Annotated in this window: 14 protein-coding genes; 3 read left to right on the forward strand and 11 right to left on the reverse strand. The window is 70.5% G+C overall.

The window, feature by feature from the left end; all coding sequences use genetic code 11:
* Positions 1-52: 52 nt before the first annotated feature.
* The 5 genes from trmD to OG866_RS12490 all read right to left on the reverse strand — a co-directional run bounded on the left by trmD (position 53) and on the right by OG866_RS12490 (position 3068).
* Positions 53-886, reverse strand: coding sequence for a tRNA (guanosine(37)-N1)-methyltransferase TrmD (gene trmD / locus OG866_RS12470; RefSeq protein WP_329334232.1), 834 nt, complete (start codon positions 884-886; stop codon positions 53-55).
* The gene (gene rimM / locus OG866_RS12475) at positions 883-1428 is read right to left on the reverse strand and encodes a ribosome maturation factor RimM (RefSeq protein ID WP_329334234.1); all 546 of its coding nucleotides are present in this window, start codon (positions 1426-1428) and stop codon (positions 883-885) included. The genes trmD and rimM overlap by 4 nt, the downstream gene beginning before the upstream one ends.
* 104 nt (positions 1429-1532) lie before the next feature.
* The gene (locus OG866_RS12480; RefSeq protein WP_003973401.1) at positions 1533-1772 is read right to left on the reverse strand and encodes an RNA-binding protein; all 240 of its coding nucleotides are present in this window, start codon (positions 1770-1772) and stop codon (positions 1533-1535) included.
* Between the two features lie 2 nt (positions 1773-1774).
* Positions 1775-2194 carry a 30S ribosomal protein S16 gene (gene rpsP / locus OG866_RS12485; protein ID WP_329334236.1) on the reverse strand — a complete coding sequence of 140 codons (420 nt, stop codon included), beginning with the start codon at positions 2192-2194 and terminating at the stop codon, positions 1775-1777.
* Between the two features lie 277 nt (positions 2195-2471).
* Positions 2472-3068, reverse strand: a complete 597-nt coding sequence (locus tag OG866_RS12490) for a hypothetical protein (protein ID WP_059198037.1) — start codon at positions 3066-3068, stop codon at positions 2472-2474.
* A 555-nt stretch (positions 3069-3623) separates the two neighbouring features.
* On the opposite strand from OG866_RS12490, the gene OG866_RS12495 reads away from it, so the two are divergent.
* Positions 3624-4481 carry an SAM-dependent methyltransferase gene (locus OG866_RS12495; protein ID WP_329334238.1) on the forward strand — a complete coding sequence of 286 codons (858 nt, stop codon included), beginning with the start codon at positions 3624-3626 and terminating at the stop codon, positions 4479-4481.
* Between the two features lie 97 nt (positions 4482-4578).
* Positions 4579-5160, forward strand: coding sequence for a hypothetical protein (locus OG866_RS12500; RefSeq protein ID WP_329334240.1), 582 nt, complete (start codon positions 4579-4581; stop codon positions 5158-5160).
* Here OG866_RS12500 and ftsH read toward each other — a convergent pair.
* From ftsH to nsdA, 6 genes are all read right to left on the reverse strand, one after another.
* Positions 5157-7094, reverse strand: coding sequence for an ATP-dependent zinc metalloprotease FtsH (gene ftsH, locus OG866_RS12505; protein WP_329334242.1), 1938 nt, complete (start codon positions 7092-7094; stop codon positions 5157-5159). The genes OG866_RS12500 and ftsH overlap by 4 nt on opposite strands.
* A gap of 144 nt (positions 7095-7238) precedes the next feature.
* Positions 7239-8792, reverse strand: a complete 1554-nt coding sequence (ffh, locus tag OG866_RS12510) for a signal recognition particle protein (RefSeq protein ID WP_329334243.1) — start codon at positions 8790-8792, stop codon at positions 7239-7241.
* A gap of 81 nt (positions 8793-8873) precedes the next feature.
* Entirely contained in the window at positions 8874-11321 is a 2448-nt protein-coding gene (locus tag OG866_RS12515) for a [protein-PII] uridylyltransferase (RefSeq protein ID WP_329334245.1), read from the reverse strand.
* A 24-nt stretch (positions 11322-11345) separates the two neighbouring features.
* Positions 11346-11684 (reverse strand): P-II family nitrogen regulator, encoded by a 339-nt coding sequence (locus OG866_RS12520; protein ID WP_003997576.1) that lies wholly within the window; start codon positions 11682-11684, stop codon positions 11346-11348.
* On the reverse strand, positions 11681-13012 hold the full coding sequence (locus OG866_RS12525; protein ID WP_329334247.1) for an ammonium transporter: 1332 nt from the start codon (positions 13010-13012) through the stop codon (positions 11681-11683). The genes OG866_RS12520 and OG866_RS12525 overlap by 4 nt, the downstream gene beginning before the upstream one ends.
* A 312-nt stretch (positions 13013-13324) precedes the next feature.
* The gene (gene nsdA, locus OG866_RS12530) at positions 13325-14812 is read right to left on the reverse strand and encodes a transcriptional repressor NsdA (RefSeq protein WP_329334249.1); all 1488 of its coding nucleotides are present in this window, start codon (positions 14810-14812) and stop codon (positions 13325-13327) included.
* Positions 14813-15245: 433 nt separating this feature from the next.
* Between nsdA and OG866_RS12535 the strand changes: the two genes are divergently transcribed.
* Complete coding sequence (locus OG866_RS12535; RefSeq protein ID WP_329334251.1) at positions 15246-15911, forward strand: bifunctional DNA primase/polymerase; 666 nt, start codon at positions 15246-15248, stop codon at positions 15909-15911.
* The last annotated feature ends 81 nt before the right edge of the window (positions 15912-15992 follow it).

Below are 15992 nucleotides of genomic sequence, written 5' to 3' on the forward strand. Positions count from 1 at the left end.
CGTCGTGTCCCCCTGTGGCAGGGGCGCACGCCGGACGACGCACAACAGCGACCTATTCTTCCACGCCGTCGACCCGACGCCAAAATCGGCCGTACGGCTCCCCCTCCGGGTCGGGCACCCAGCCCAGGATGGAGAGCATCTCGCGGTCCTTCTTGTCGAAGGCCTTGGGCTCGCAGCGCTCGATGAGGTCGGGCCGGTGGGCGGTGGTGCGCTTGAGGGCCTCGTCGCGCCGCCAGCGGGCGATCCTGCCGTGGTGGCCGCTGAGCAGCGTCTCCGGGATCTCCCGGCCGCGCCAGGCGGGCGGCTTGGTGTAGACGGGGCCTTCGAGGAGGTTCGCCATGGCGCCGGGCGCGAAGGAGTCGTCCCGGTGCGACTCGGCGTTGCCGAGAACGCCGGGCAGCAGTCGTGCCACGGCCTCGGTGACGACCAGTACGGCCGCCTCGCCGCCGGCGAGGACGTAGTCGCCGATGGAGACCTCGTAGACCGGCATCCGGGTCGCGTACTCGTCGATGACCCGGCGGTCGATGCCCTCGTAGCGGGCGGGCGTGAAGACCAGCCAGGGCCGCTCGGAGAGCTCGACGGCGAGTTCCTGGGTGAAGGGGCGTCCGCTGGGCGTCGGGACGATGAGAGCGGGCGCGTGGGAGCCCGCCTCATAACCGTCGGCCAGCACGGAGTCCAGCGCGTCCCCCCAGGGCCCGGTCTTCATAACCATGCCGGGGCCACCGCCGTACGGAGTGTCGTCGACGGTGTTGTGGCGGTCGTAGGTCCACTCGCGCAGGTCGTGCACCTGGACGTCGAGCTGCCCACGCGCGCGTGCCTTGCCGACGAGGGACACGTTCAGGGGTTCGAGGTACTCGGGAAAGATCGTGACGACGTCCAGCCTCATGCGCCGTCTTCCTTCGAGGACGCGATCTCGGCCTGGTCGTCGATCAGTCCGGGAGGCGGGTCGATGATCGCCCGCTGCTCCTCCAGGTCGATCTCCGTGACGATCTCCTGCACGAACGGGATCATCACCTCACTGCCGTCGGGCCGCTCGACGATGAAGAGGTCCTGGGACGGCAGGTGCGAGATCTCGGTGATCCGGCCGACCTCCGCACCGTCCTTGGTGACCACGTCCAGGTCCATCAACTGGTGGTCGTAGTACTCGTCCTCCTCCTCCGGCAGCTCCTCCGGGTCGATCTCGGCGATCAGGAGGGTGTTGCGCAGGGCCTCGGCGCCGGTGCGGTCCTTGACGCCCTCGAAGCGCAGGAGGAGACGGCCGCTGTGGACCCGGCCGGTCTCGATGGTGAGGGGGCCGGTGGCGGCGGGGTCCGTGAGCAGTACGGCACCGGGCCCGAGCCTGAGCTCCGGCTCGTCGGTGCGGACCTCGACGGTGACCTCGCCCTTGATGCCATGGGCACGGCCGATGCGAGCGACTACGAGCTGCACTTTTCGAAGATCTCCTGTCATGCGACTGGCCGTACGGCCATACGACTACGGGCCGGGGACGGCCCTTAGGCCCTCCCCGGCCCGAGCCGGTGCTGCGTTTGGCGTCAGCGGACGTGGTCCACGTCGACGAGGTCGACGCGGACACCGCGACCGCCGATGGCGCCCACGACGGTGCGCAGAGCGCGTGCGGTGCGGCCGTTGCGGCCGATCACCTTGCCGAGGTCATCGGGGTGCACCCGGACCTCGAGCACGCGTCCGCGGCGCAGGTTGCGCGAGGCGACCTGCACATCGTCAGGGTTGTCGACGATGCCCTTCACGAGGTGCTCGAGAGCCTCCTCGAGCATGCTCAGGCCTCGGTCGACTCGGACTCGGCGGCAGCCTCGTCCTTCTTCTCAGCCTTCTTCTTCTGGGTGATGGCCTCACCCTTGCCCTCGTCGTCGCCACCAAGGGCCTCGAACGACGGGCGCGCGGCCTTCGGAGCGGCCACGAGCAGCGGAGCCGGGGCGGGCTCGCCCTTGAACTTCTGCCAGTCGCCGGTCTTCTTCAGAATGGCGAGCACGGGCTCGGTCGGCTGCGCGCCGACACCCAGCCAGTAGGCGACGCGCTCGGCGTCGACCTCGATGCGCGACGGGTTCTGCACCGGGTGGTACAGACCGATCTCCTCGATCGCACGGCCGTCACGACGGGTGCGGGAGTCGGCGACGACGATGCGGTAGTGAGGCGAACGGATCTTGCCCAGACGCTTCAGCTTGATCTTGACTGCCACGGGAGTGGGTTCTCCTGGTTTTGACGTGATTGGGCACGGCGAGATTGCCGCGTGGGGTTGCGGTACCCGAGTGCCCGATGGACGCGTCAGCCGGAGGAGAGAGGGGTCCTGTGCGACTGTCGAGTACAGCTAGCCATTGTGCCACACCCCGCGGGTCACCTCGGACCGAGGCTGTCGTGGGGCATGCCTGACGGGCACCCGGCGCATCGGGTGCCCGTCAGGCATGCGCACCACGACACCGGTCCCGGCACCCACGAGACGCCGGCACCGCGCGTGGCTACGCCGCGCCGACGACCTCCGGGATACGGAACGGCTTTCCGCAGCCGCCGCACACGATCGGCGCCTGCGCCAGCACCGACGGGACGACCCGTACGTTGCGGCCGCAGTCGCAGACCGCCTTCACCCGCACGCCGCCCCCGGAGGAGCCGTGCCGGGCGGCGGGGCCGCGGAAGGTGCGGGAGGTGTCGGCGGAGGTGGCCGCCGTGTGCGCCTTCAGGGCGCGCTGGAGGCGGTCGATCGTCGGCCGGTAGCGGCGCTTCGCCTCGGGGTTGAGGGTGACCAGCGAGAAGCCGCTGCTCGGGTGCGGTTCCTCGGGGTGGTCCAGGCCCAGCTCCTCGGCGATCGCGAGGAATCTGCGGTTGTGGTAGCGGCCGGCGCGGGAGGTGTCACGGACGCCGCGGGCGGCGGCGATCCCATGGACTGCCTCATGGAGCAGTCGCTCGAAGGAGAGTTCGTGTCCGCACGCGGACGACGACTCCCCGATCAGGGACTCTGGCGCGGCGAGGTCGGGCAGCTCGGGGTGGTACCGCTGAATGTCGGCCCACGCCTGTGCCAGCTCGGCGGCGAGAACAGGTGGTGTCTGTGTCGTGCTCACGTAATGACAACGAGCGTGAGGGCCCGTGTGTTCCTATTCCGGGCCATCCCAAATAATTTGCACGTACCCGTCAGTTGCCGCTGATGCGTCCTGACGAGGGCGGGTGCGCTGATCTGCGGATAAGCCTCACAGCTCGCACTAAGCCGGTACGTAGTCCGATATACGACCCGGCCTGTAGACGGTGTCCGCGCGCCGGGGCGAGTGAGGTCCGCGGATGCGCAAGAGGCGTTTCGGCCGCTCTCCCGCCGGAAGGCCGCTACCCCAGTAAGCGTGTGCGGCCACCGCGACGTTACCCGGCGCCGAGTCGCCGTCCGGCACCGGCCCGTCCTCGGCGACCCGACGGCGATCGGGATCATACGGGCCCACGTTGCCGATATGTGAAATCTCGCCACTCGCACACTCAACCCACAAGCAGGGCCCTACGACCCCTGGACGCCGGGACGGACGCGGAGTTTGCTGGCATACGGAAAGACATACGGGGGGAACTGCGAGCGCACGTCACGGGGGCCACGGAAACGGGCACAAGGACCACTCTCGGCGGATTGGGGCGCTTTGATGACACCTACGCTCGTGCGGCAGCACCTGACTCACACGGGAGAGGCATCCCCCGTGGACCCAGGGGCACGCGCGCGTGACTGGTCCGAGATACAGGAGCGGATGCTGGTCCCGCTCTACGAGGCCGTCTACGAGCGACTCGATGTGGGGCACGGCACCCGGCTCCTCGGCCTCGGCTGCGGCAGCGGGCTCGCCCTTCTGATGGCCGTCTCCAGAGGGGCCGCGGTCACCGGCGTCGACGCCTCCTGCCCCGAACGGCTCGCCCTGGCCCGGGAGCGGCTGCGTCCCGAGGCGTGGGGCCCACGCGCGCGTGTGGACACGCGGCTGGTCGACGGCTCACCACAGGACGCGGCCGACGCGGAGACGCCCGCGTACACCCTGGTGACCGCTTTCGAGCCCATCGGGTGTCTCGCGGGGGACTCGGAGGGGCTCGGCGAGCTGTTGCGGGCGGCGACACCGCTCGCCGCGCGCGGGGCGCCCGTGGTGCTCGCCGGCTGGGGTCCGCCGGAGCGGTGCGCCACGTCGTCCGTGCTGCGGGTGGCCACGAAACTGGCCGATCCCCTGCGCAGCTCGGGCAGTTGGCGCCCCGCGCTGCGTGACGACCTGGAGGAGGTCGCCCAGCGGGCGGGACTGAAGCTGGACGGCTCCGGACGGGTCGCGTGCCCCTTCGGGTACGCCGGCCTGGACAGCGCCGTCAAGGGCCTGCTGTCGACCGGCCTCTTCGACCCGGCGATCTCCGCGACGGACCAGGCGCAGGTCGACAAGGAGTTGGCAGAGGCACTCCATCCGCACCTGCGGCGGGACGGCACCGTGTGGATGCCGAACGTGTTCCGCTACCTCATCGCGCGCGTGCCCTGAACATCGCGCACGCGGTGAACATGGCCTGATCCAGGCGCTGCGGCGCGCGGCCCGCTTCGTTGCACAGGGTCCGTTTCCCCTGTGCACAGGAGCTGTTGTGCCGTACCGCAAGACCGCGCTGCCCGTCGCCGTCCTCGCCGTCCTCCTCACCGCCGGCTGTGGTGCCGGCGGCGATGACGGCGGCGACGGCGTCGACGCGAAGAGCCCGGCGAAAGCGTCACCCTCCCAGGACGCCTCGCTCGCGCCCGGCGAGAGCGCCACGGGCAAGGTCGCCGAGGACCCCGGCACCGTCACCTACGCGATCGCCGCCCAGAAGGTCGACGTCGGCACCGAGGCCGAGGCGCGGAAGGCGGTCTCGGAGCCGGAGAAGGCCAAGGGCCTGGTCCTGGCCACCGCTCACGTCACCTACACCCACCGGGGCGGCCCGGCCCTCACCGACTCCCCCGAGGTCGGCGACGGCACCACGGTGTTCGCGGACGGGCGGCGCGGCGCGATCCTCATCGGCGCGGCCGAGGACGCCCAGGGCTGCGAGGACCCGTACGACGTGGAGAGCTGGAAGGAGGGCGAGCGCCACACGTTCTGCGAGACGTACCTGATCCCGGCGAACTCCCGGAACGTGGAGGTCCATTGGGCCGAGGAGGACGGCGAGCCGTACGTCTGGAAATTCGCCCGGAGTTAGGACGCCTCCTTCGTCAGCCGGGTGATCCCCGCGATCCGGTACGCGTCCGCCTCCTCCAGGGTCTCGTTCTCCAGCAGTGCCTGGGCGAGGGCGTCCAACTGGCCGCGATGGTCGCGGAGTTTGCGGCAGGCCTCGTCGTAGCAGTCGTCCACGATCCGGCGCATCTCGTGCTCGATCACGTCCAGGGTCTGCGGGGCCGCCGAGAGACCGTAGGCCTGCTGAGCGTCACTGGGCAGCGCGGACAGTCGGCCCACGCGCTCGCTCATCCCCCACCGTGCGACCATGCCGCGCGCGATGTTGGTGACCTGTTCGAGGTCGTTCTCCGCACCGGTGGTGATGGCGTCGTAGACGACGTGCTCCGCGGCCATGCCGCCGAGGGCGCCGATGATGCGGCCGCGCAAGTACTCCTCGGTGTACGCGTACTTGTCGGCGTCCGGCGTCGACAGCGTCACCCCGAGCGCCCGGCCGCGCGGCACGATGGTGATCTTGCGGACGGGGTCGGCGCCCGGCTCCAGCATGCCGAGGAGGGCGTGTCCGCTCTCGTGGTACGCGGTGCGGCGGCGCTCCTCCTCGGGCATCACCAGCGGGCGTTCGGCGCCCAGTTGGACCTTCTCCAGCGCCTCCGAGAGGTCGCTCTGCGTCACCCTCTCCTGCTTGCGCTTGACGGCGAGCAGGGCGGCCTCGTTGGCGAGGTTGGCCAGTTCCGCGCCGGTCATGCCGGGGGTCGTCCGGGCGACCTGGGCGAGGTCCACGCCGTCGGCCATCGGGATGTCACGGGTGTGGATCTCCAGGATCGCCTCACGGCCGCCCCGGTCCGGGGGCGAGACCATGACCACCCGGTCGAAACGGCCGGGGCGGGTCAGGGCCGGGTCCAGGACGTCGGCGCGGTTGGTCGCCGCGATGACGATGACGCCCTCCGAGCCGGAGAAGCCGTCCATCTCGGTGAGGATCTGGTTGAGGGTCTGCTCGCGCTCGTCGTGGCCGCCCATCCCGGAGCCGCCGCCGCGGGCCCGGCCGATGGTGTCGATCTCGTCGATGAAGATGATCGACGGGGCCACCTTGCGGGCCTCGGCGAACAGTTCGCGCACGCGTGAGGCGCCGACGCCGACGATCATCTCGATGAACTCGGAGGCCGAGGCGGAGAAGAAGGGCACCCCCGCCTCACCGGCGACGGCCCGCGCGAGCAGGGTCTTCCCGGTGCCGGGAGGCCCCGCGAGGAGCACACCGCGTGGCATCTTGGCGCCCATCCTCCGATAGGCGTCCGGGTTCTTCAGGAAGTCGACGACGTCGTTGAGCTCGCCCTCGACCTCGTCGATGCCCGCCACGTCCTCGAAGGTCGTGCGCTTCTGCCCCGACTCCAGCTCGACCGGCTTGGGCGGGGCCTTGCGGCCGAGCATCCCGCCCGCGCCGCCCATCGCCCCTCGCATCCGCCGCGCGATGAAGATCCACAGCACGATCAGCAGCAGCATCGGCGCCAGCGAGATCAGCAGGTTGGCCAGGAAGCTGCGGTGCTGCACGACCGGCTCGGCCGTGACCGTGACGTTGTGCTTGGTCAGGTCCTCCCAGAGCTGGTCGTCCGCGAAGGTCGGCCGCTCGGTGTTGAACTTGGTGTACTTCCCGTCGCCCTCCGGGTTGTCCTGCTCCTTCTTGAGCTGGCCCTGGATCGCGTCGCCCTTGGCGTAGATCTTGCTGACGTTGCCGGCGTCGACCTGCTTGCTGAACTCGGTGTACGAGATCGTCGGCTCGTCACCCTCGTTGAAGAAGGACAGCACGAGGTTGGCGATCAGATAGACGACCAGCGCGGTGACGATCAGACTCCACCAGCCGCCACGCGGCCTGCGCCCACCGGGGGACGGCTTCTGCGGCTCCTCCGGGGTGCCCTCGGTACGCCAGAGCTGGTCCGGCGACTTGCGGGGCGGCGTGGGGTTGCTCATATCCGGACGTTACGACAGGAAAGCCACGCCAGCATGCGCGCATACGACGCCGGGGGCACCCCCTGAAACAGGGAGCGCCCCCGGCGTCGTACGAGAAAGAACCGTCAGCCCATGAACTTCTCGGACTCGTCAGCCCATGAACTTCTAGCCCATGAACTTCTTGAACTCGTCCGGCAGCTCGAAGTCCTGCGGGGCCTGCTGGCCCGGGACGCCGAAGGCGTTGCCGCCCTGAGCGGCGGCGGCCCTGCGCTCGGCCTCCTCCTGCTCCTGCTGCTTGCGCTTCATCGGGTTGCCGGAGCGCTGCTTGCCCTTGGCCTTCTTGGGCTGCTTCTTGGCGCGACCGGGGCCGCCGCCCATGCCCGGCATCCCCGGCATGCCCGGCATTCCGCCGCCCTGGGCCATGCGGGACATCATCTTGCGGGCCTCGAAGAACCGCTCGACCAGGCCCTTGACCGCGCTGACCTCGACACCTGAACCCTTGGCGATGCGGGCGCGGCGCGAGCCGTTGATGATCGTCGGCTCCTGGCGCTCGGCCGGGGTCATCGACTTGATGATCGCGGCCGTGCGGTCGACGTCCCGCTCGTCGAGGTTGTTGATCTGGTCCTTGATCTGCCCCATGCCGGGCAGCATCCCGAGCAGCTTGCTGATGCTGCCCATCTTCCTGACCTGCTCCATCTGGGCCAGGAAGTCGTCCAGGGTGAAGTCCTGGCCCTTCTTGGACGCCAGCTTGGAGGCCATCTTCTCGGCCTCTTCCTGACTGAACGTCTTCTCCGCCTGCTCGATCAGGGTGAGCAGGTCACCCATGTCGAGGATGCGGGAGGCCATCCGGTCAGGGTGGAAGGCGTCGAAGTCGTCGAGCTTCTCGCCGTTCGACGCGAACATGATCGGCTTGCCGGTGATCTGCCGGATCGACAGGGCGGCACCACCGCGGGCGTCACCGTCGAGCTTGGAGAGCACCACGCCGTCGAAGCCGACGCCGTCACGGAAGGCCTCGGCGGTGTTGACCGCGTCCTGGCCGATCATCGCGTCGACGACGAAGAGGATCTCGTCGGGAGAGACGGCGTCACGGATGTCCGCGGCCTGCTTCATCATCTCCTGGTCGATACCGAGGCGGCCCGCGGTGTCGACGATGACGATGTCGTGGACCTTGGTCTTCGCGTGCTCGATGGAGTCCTTGGCGACCTTGACCGGGTCACCGACGCCGTTGCCCGGCTCCGGCGCGTAGACGGCCACGCCGGCGCGGTCGGCGACCACGCTCAGCTGGTTCACGGCGTTCGGGCGCTGGAGGTCGGCGGCGACCAGCAGCGGGGAGTGGCCCTGGCTCTTGAGCCAGTGGCCGAGCTTGCCCGCGAGGGTCGTCTTACCGGCACCCTGGAGACCGGCCAGCATGATGACGGTCGGCGGCTGCTTGGCGAAGCGCAGGCGCCGGGTCTCGCCGCCGAGGATCGTGACGAGCTCGTCGTTGACGATCTTCAGGACCTGCTGGGCGGGGTTCAGCGCCTTGGAGACGTCGGCGCCCATCGCGCGTTCCTTGACGTTCTTGATGAACGTCCGCACGACCGGGAGGGCCACGTCGGCTTCCAGCAGCGCGATACGGATCTCGCGCGCGGTGGCGTCGATGTCCGCCTCGCTCAGACGCCCCTTGCCGCGCAGATTCTTGAAGGTCGCTGAGAGGCGGTCGGAGAGAGTATCGAACACGGCGGCGTCGGTCCTCGGAGTCGGGGGCAGTATGAGCGTCTTCCAGGGTATCCCGGCCCGGCAGCTCGCCGGGATCCCCCGTCAGCCCCGCAATGTCTCCTCCAGCTTCCGCGTCACCGAAGCCGCCTCGTCGCCCGGCAGCGGGGCGCCCTCGGGGCCGGTGACGTAGAAGGCGTCGACGGCGTTCGCGCCGAGGGTGCTCACATGCGCACTGCGCATCCGCACCCCCGCGTCCTCCAGCGCCCGCCCGATCCGGAACAGCAGCCCCGGGGCGTCCTGGGCGCGGACCTCGATCACCGTGGCCAGCCGGGAGGCGGCCGGGGCGACCGTCACACGCGGCGGCGGGGCGACGACACCCCGGCGGCGCGGATACGCCGCGTCCCGCTCGGCGAGGCGCCCCGCGATGTCCAGCGACCCGTCCAGCGCCCGCACCAGATCCGCCCGCAGCCGGGCGGCCTGCGGCAGGGAGCCGTACTCCGCCGCCACCCGCCAGTTCAGGAGCAGCACCGAGCCCTCGACACCGTGCGGCAGGTCGAGCGCGCGCAGCTCCGCCGTGCGGACCGTCAGGCGGTGCATGGCCAGCACGCCGGCCACCGCCGGGAGCACCCTCGGCTGGTCGGGCACCGCGATCAGCAGTTCCACACCCAGCGGCTCGGGGTCCCCGGAGGGCTCCTCCCCCGTCGGCGGTTCGGTCTGGGCCCGTAGCGACAGCACCGGGCTGCCGGTCGCGACCGCCTCGATCGCCAGCCGTTCCTGCTCCGCCGTCGGCGCGGCTGCCTCGGGTTCCTCCAGGTCGTCCCCGGCGAGCACGGCCGCGACCCGCTTCACCAGGTCGGCGACGAGCGAGCCCCGCCAGGACGACCAGGCCGCCGGCCCGGTGGCCAGCGCGTCCGCCTCGGTCAGGGCGTGCAGCAGCTCCAGCGTGGACTGCGTGCCGACCGCCTCCGCGACCGACCGGACCGTCTCCGGGTCCTCCAGGTCACGCCGGGTGGCGGTGTCGACGAGGAGCAGGTGGTGCCGTACGAGAGAGGCCAGTACGGCCACGTCCTCGCGGTCGAAGCCGATCCGGGCGGCCACGTCCTTCGCGATGATCTCGCCGGCCACCGAGTGGTCGCCGGGCCAGCCCTTGCCGATGTCGTGCAGCAGCGCGGCGACCAACAACAAGTCCGGCCTGTGCACCCGCCGCGTGAACTCCGAGGCGCGGACCGCCGTCTCGATCAGGTGCCGGTCGACGGTCCAGATGTGCACGGCGTTGCGCTGTGGGCGGCAGCGCACCCGCTCCCAGTCGGGGAGCAGCCGTGTGATCAGGCCCTCCGCCTCCAGCGCCTCCCAGACATCGATCGTCGGCCGGCCGGAGCCGAGCAGGGTCACGAGCTGCTCGCGCGCCTCGGCGGGCCAGGGCGTGGGCAGCGGGCGGGCGTGGGCGGCCATGCGGCGTACGGCGTGCAGCGAGAGCGGCAGTCCGGCCTGCGCGGCGGCTGCCGCGGCGCGCAGCGGCAGGACGGGGTCGCGTTCGGGGCGCGCGGCGCGGGCGAGCACCACCTCGCCGTCCATCTCGACGACGCCCTCGGCCAGCGGCGACCGCTCCGCCACCGGCTTCCCGCCGCCCAGCATGGCGCGCAGCCGCGGTCGCACGGACCGCGACCTGAGCACGCGCCCGACCTCGCGCCAGGTGACGTCACTGGCGTACGACACGACGCGCGCCGCCTCGTACACCTGCCGCAGCAGCGTGTCCGCGTCGAGCAGGCCGAGCTCGGCGGCGACCTGGTCCTGTTCCTGGAGGGCGAGCCGGTCGGTGGCGCGCCCGGTGGCGAGGTGCAGGGCGTCACGGACGTCGAGGAGCCGGCGCCGGGCGTCGTCGAGTCCCTCGCGCGGGGCGTCGGCCAGCCAGGAGGCGGCGACGGCGCGCAGGGCGGTGGCGTCCCTGAGGCCGCCGCGGGCCTCCTTCAGGTCCGGTTCCAGCAGGTACTGCAACTCGCCCTGGCGTTCGGCGCGTTCGGCGCAGAGTTCCTGGAGTTCGGGGAGGCGTTTGGGCGCCTGGTTGCGCCAGTCGGCGAGGACCGCGGTGCGCAGCCCGGCGGTCAGGCCGAGGTCACCGGCGAGGTGCCGGGCGTCGAGGAGGCCGAGCTGGACCTTCAGGTCCTCCCCGGCGGTCTTGCGGGCCTCGGCCGGTGTCCGCACGGAGTGGTCGAGGGCGAGGCCCAGGTCCCAGACGGGGTACCAGATGCGGTCGGCCAGGGCGGCGACCGCGCCGGGGTCGCTGCCGTCGTGCAGCAGGAGGAGGTCCAGGTCGCTGCGCGGGGACAGCTCGCCGCGGCCGTAGCCGCCGACGGCGACCAGGGAGGCGCCGCGCAGTCCTGCGGAGCCCGCGCCGAACAGGCCGGTCAGCCAGTCGTCCGTCAGTTCGGCCAGGGCCGAACGGCGCGGCGGCCCGGACTGCGCCCCCTCGTTGAGGAGACGCAGCCGGGCCGCCGCATAGCCGCTGGGTCCGGAGTCCTCTGCTTCTTTTCGCACGTCCGTACTCGACACCCAGCAGCTCCTGTTCGTTTTCGCTCAGAGCGCGTCGGGACCGCGCTCGCCGGTCCGGACCCGTACGGCCGTCTCGACCGGCAGGGACCAGACCTTGCCGTCACCGATCTTGCCGGTGCGGGCGGCCTTGACGATGACGTCGATCAGCTGCTCGGCGTCGTCGTCCTCGGCGAGGACCTCGATGCGGATCTTCGGGACCAGGTCGACGGTGTACTCGGCACCGCGGTAGACCTCGGTGTGGCCCCGCTGACGACCGTAACCGCTCGCCTCGGTGACCGTCAGGCCGTGCACCCCGAAGGCCTGGAGGGCTTCCTTGATCTCGTCGAGCCGGTGGGGCTTGACGACTGCGGTGATGAGCTTCATGCGTCCACCTTCTTGCTCGCGGCGGCGGCCGGGGCGGCGACGGTGGCCTTGGCGGAACCGCCACCCGCGCCGCTGAAGTCGTATGCGGTCTCGGCGTGCTCGGCCTGGTCGATGCCGGAGATCTCCTCGTCCTCGTCGACCCGCATACCGATGGTCTTGTCGAGGAGGAAGGCGAGCACCGCGGAGGCGATCAGGGAGTAGGCGAGGACGGCGAAGACACCCGCGCACTGCTTCCAGAACTGGTCGAGGCCACCGCCGTAGAAGAGGCCCTCGACGTCGGACTGGCCCTTGCCGCTGGCGAAGAAGCCGATCAGCAGGGAGCCGACGACACCGCCGACCATGTGGACGCCGACGACGTCGAGCGAGTCGTCGTAGCCGAACTTGTACTTCAGGCCCACGGCCATGGCGCACAGGACACCGGCGATGACGCCGACCGCGATCGCGCCGATCGGGGTGACCGCGCCGCCGGACGGGGTGATGGCGACCAGACCGGCGACCGCGCCGGAGGCGGCACCGAGGGTGGTGAACGCGCCGTGGCGGATCTTCTCGTAGCCGAGCCAGGCCAGCATGGCGGCGGCGGTGGCGATCTGGGTGTTGACGAACATCAGGGAGCCGACGCCGTCGTCGTTGCCGAGCCACGAGCCGGCGTTGAAGCCGAACCAGCCGAACCACAGCAGACCGGCACCGAGCATGACCAGCGGGAGGCTGTGCGGGCGCATCGGGTCCTTCTTGAAGCCGACGCGCTTGCCGATGACCAGGATGACGCCGAGCGCCGCGGCACCCGCGTTGATGTGGACCGCCGTACCACCGGCGAAGTCGATCACTCCGAGCTCGAAGGCCCAGCCGCCGGTGCCCCAGACCCAGTGGGCGACCGGGAAGTACACGATCGTGGCCCACAGGAAGACGAAGAGCGCCCACGCGGAGAACTTCACGCGGTCGGCGATGGCGCCGCTTATCAGGGCCGGCGTGATGATCGCGAACATCATCTGGAAGACGGCGAAGGCGAAGACGGGAATCGTGTAGCCGGACCAGATGTCCGCCTTGTCGATACCGGTCCAGCCGACGAAGTCGGACTCCCAGCCGATGAGCGAACCGTGATCCGTCCCGAACGCCATGGAGAAGCCGTACAGCACCCACAGGATGGTGACGATCCCCATGCTGATGAAGCTCATCATCAGCATGTTGAGGGTGCTCTTGACGCGGACCATGCCTCCGTAGAAGAAGGCGAGGCCCGGGGTCATGATCAGCACCAGGGCGGAACAGATGAGCATGAAACCTGTGTTGGCCACCGACAGCTTGTCTGCGGCGAGCGTGATGGCTGGTGCCATCGGCGTCTCCTCGTCGTTGGTACGGCCCCGTGCGGGCGAAGCCTGAGCGGATTGAGGGGTGGGCCGGTTATGCGCCATGAGATTGGCGCAGCGCGGTTTCGGTGGAAGCCCCTCGTTGTTTCGCCGCCGTGACGAAGGCGCCTTGCGTGTTACGCGTCGATGAACTGGCGGATATGGGCCGCGTCGATCGTTATCGTGGCGCAACCTTCGATGAAGGGAAAAGAACCGGCCGCGGCGGTCTTCCGATGACCTGGCATGGGGGAGCCGAGTCGGGCAGTTCGGGAGGGCCGCCGCGGCCGGGGTTCAGGGAATTCAGACGGCCTCGGCCGTCTCCGGCAGCTCGATGGCGAGCTTGTCCGTGAGATCCACTACCTCGGCGAGATCACCGAAATCGCGTACGGCCGTGTCGACCGTCTTTCGGATACGAGTGTTCACGCGCTCGGAGCGGACCTTCTTGGCGATGACCATGGCCTCCTCGGCCAGCACCGCGCTGCGCTCGGGTTCCCGCTGGAGCAGGTGCACGGTGGCCATGCCGATCAGGTTGAGTGCGTACGACCGCTGGTGCTCCTGGTCCTGGGCGAAGAGCTCCACGGCCCGCCGCATCAGGGGCTCGGCCAGGGAGGCGTACGTCGGGCTGCGGCCGGCGACGTAGGCGAGGTCGCGGTAGGAGTGGGAGTTCTCGCCGTACAGCTCGGCCTCGGAGAAGAAGCGGATCCAGTCGGGGTCCGGCTCGTCCCACTCGTCGACGTCGGAGAAGGTGTCCTCGGCCATCCGGACGGCACGCTTGCACTTGCCGGGCTGTCCCATATTGGCGTACGCGCGGGCCTCCATCGCATACAGCATCGACTGGGTCCGCGGGCTCGCGCAGTCGCGGCTGCCGTACTGCGCGAGGTGGACCAGTTCCAGGGCGTCGTCGGGCCGGCCGAGATGGATCATCTGGCGGCTCATGCTGGAGAGGATGTACGAGCCGAGCGGCTTGTCGCCCGCTTCCTTGGCGGCGTGCAGCGCGAGGACGAAGTACTTCTGCGCGGTGGGCTGGAGTCCCACGTCGTACGACATCCAGCCCGCGAGCTCGGCCAGCTCGGCGGCGACCTTGAACAGCTTGCGGGCGGTGGACTCGGGCTGGGGCTCCTGGAGGAGGTCGGTCACCTCGTGCAGCTGTCCGACGACCGCCTTGCGGCGCAGGCCGCCGCCGCACTGGGCGTCCCACTGCCGGAACATCACGGTGGTGGACTCAAGGAGGTCCAGCTCGGGCTTGGAGAGCCGGCCGCCGCGCCGGGCCGCGGACTCGGGCTCGTGGTGCGCGGTGGACGGGGTGGGGACGAGCCAGCGCTGCATGGGCTCGATGAGGGACGGGCCCGCGGAGAGGGCCAGCGAGGTCCCGAGGAAGCCGCGCCGCGCCAGCATGAGGTCGCTGCGCGAGAACTCGCTGAGCAGGGCCACGGTCTGCGGGCCCGTCCAGGGCAGGTCGACCCCGGTCGCGGAGGGTGACTGGCGGGCGGCGCGCAGGCCAAGGTCCTCGACCGAGACGACACAGCCGAACCGCTCGGAGAACAGCTCCGACAGGATCCTGGGGATCGGCTCACGGGGGTTCTCGCCGTCCAGCCAGCGGCGGACGCGCGAGGTGTCGGTGGAGATGTGGTTGGCGCCCAACTGGCGGGCCCGGCGGTTGACTTGGCGGGCGAGTTCACCCTTCGACCAGCCGCTGCGCACGAACCAGGAGCCGAGCAGCTCATTGGGGCGCTTGTCGCCGTTCGCCGCGCTGCCGGCGCCCGTTCCACTTCCGCCGTTGCCGCTCACTGGAACGCCCCCATCCCTGAGACCACTTGTCGCTGAGTGCGCCAAGCCCTATCAGAATGCCGGTAAATACGGCTTCCTGTCCGACAGTTGTCACCCTTCGAACGGGATATCGGCTTGCCTCCGGCATACCCACGAGTGGATGTGCCCCCAGGACTCGTGCACTCACAGTAATCCTACGATCACCCCTCCAGCCATGGCGATCCTGGAAACGCCACCATTCGCCACCCCTTCGAATGAACTCACGGTCGCCCGTACACGATTCACTTGACATAGGACGGCCGGGAGTGGGCGGAGCGGTGCACTCAGGGGCGCGCGTGACCGGGCGCACCACCCGGGGCACATCCGGGCGCCGAGTGGACGTGCGCGGCACCGCTCAGGTCACTTTCCGTGCGCGTCTCGTAACCACCGGTGCGCTGGACCCGTTGGAGGGGGCATGGGCTTCACGATCGGCAGCAGTCGGGGGATCCGCGACATCCGGTCCTCCTCGCGTCGCCGCGGCCGCTCGTCGGAGTGCACCGCCGTGGCCGAGTTCACCGGCCTGTGGGGCTGGGACGTGGTCCCGGGCGCCCGGGCCGCCGCGGGCGCGTGCTCCTGCGGGCACTCCGACTGCCGGGCACCGGGCGCGCATCCGCTGGACTTCGCGCCGGAGGTGCCCGCGGGCGCGACACTGGACGAAGTGACCGGCGCCTGGGCCGAGTTCCCGGGCGCCGCGGTGATGCTGCCGGTCGGCCGCGCCTTCGACGTGATCGAGGTGGCCGAGCCCGCCGGGCACCGCGCCCTGGTCCGCCTGGAGCGCATGGGCCTCCCCCTCGGCCCGGTGGCCGCCACCCCGGACGGCCGCGCCCACTTCTTCGTCGCCCCCGGCGCCGCCGCCGAACTCCCGGAACTCCTCTACCGCATGGGCTGGGACGACCCGACCTCGCTCGATCTGCGGGGCCTCGGTCCGGGCACGCACATCACGGCACCCCCTTCGGACCGGGGCGGCCTGGGCCCGGTGCGCTGGCTACGGCCACCCGCCCTGGACTCGGCGACCAAGCCACCGGCGGCGAGGCTGCTGCTGGGGACGCTGGCTTACGTGGCACACCGGTCGCGCGCATAGCCGTACAGAGCGAAGTGCCCCGCTCCCAACTGCACCTTGGGGGCGGGGCACTTCTTCACGCACGGTTCGACAACGCGCCCA

This window comes from Streptomyces sp. NBC_00663, assembly GCF_036226885.1.
In the GTDB taxonomy this organism is placed as follows: domain Bacteria; phylum Actinomycetota; class Actinomycetes; order Streptomycetales; family Streptomycetaceae; genus Streptomyces.